Below are 569 nucleotides of genomic sequence, written 5' to 3' on the forward strand. Positions count from 1 at the left end.
ATGTTATCGAAACAATCAATGGAAGGTCGTTATCAAATATCGATGATTGCACTTGATGAAGTAGTTCCTGCTAATCATCTTGTTCGAAAGCTTGAAGCCGCTATTGATTTTAGTTTTATTTATGACCTAGTTGAAGATTTGTATTGTTTGGATAATGGTCGTCCAAGTATCGACCCTGTTGTGTTAATAAAGATGGTCTTTATTCAATATGTATTCGGAATTAAATCAATGAGAAAAACAATAGATGAGATTGATACGAGCGTTGCGTATCGCTGGTTTTTAGGTTTTGACTTCAATAAAAAGATTCCCCACTTTTCCACCTTCGGTAAAAATTATGAGAGACGATTTAAAGACACTGATCTTTTTGAGAAGATTTTTTACCATATTCTTAATGAAGCAATAGAAAAAGGGTTTGTTGATCCTTCTGTTGTTTTTATAGACTCTACACATGTTAAAGCAAATGCAAACAAGAGGAAGTTTATAAAAGAAGCTGTCAAAGCAGAAACAAAAAGCTATCAAACTCAACTAGAAGAAGAGATAAACGAAGATCGAATTGCACATGGAAAAAA

At 33.0% G+C, this 569-nt stretch carries 1 protein-coding gene; it reads left to right on the forward strand.

The window, feature by feature from the left end:
* Positions 1 to 569, forward strand: a 569-nt coding sequence (locus WQ54_RS18005) for an IS1182 family transposase (protein ID WP_046585985.1), incomplete at both ends; no start/stop codon positions are given.

This window comes from Bacillus sp. SA1-12 (genome assembly GCF_000981385.1).
In the GTDB taxonomy this organism is placed as follows: Bacteria; Bacillota; Bacilli; order Bacillales; family Bacillaceae; genus Metabacillus.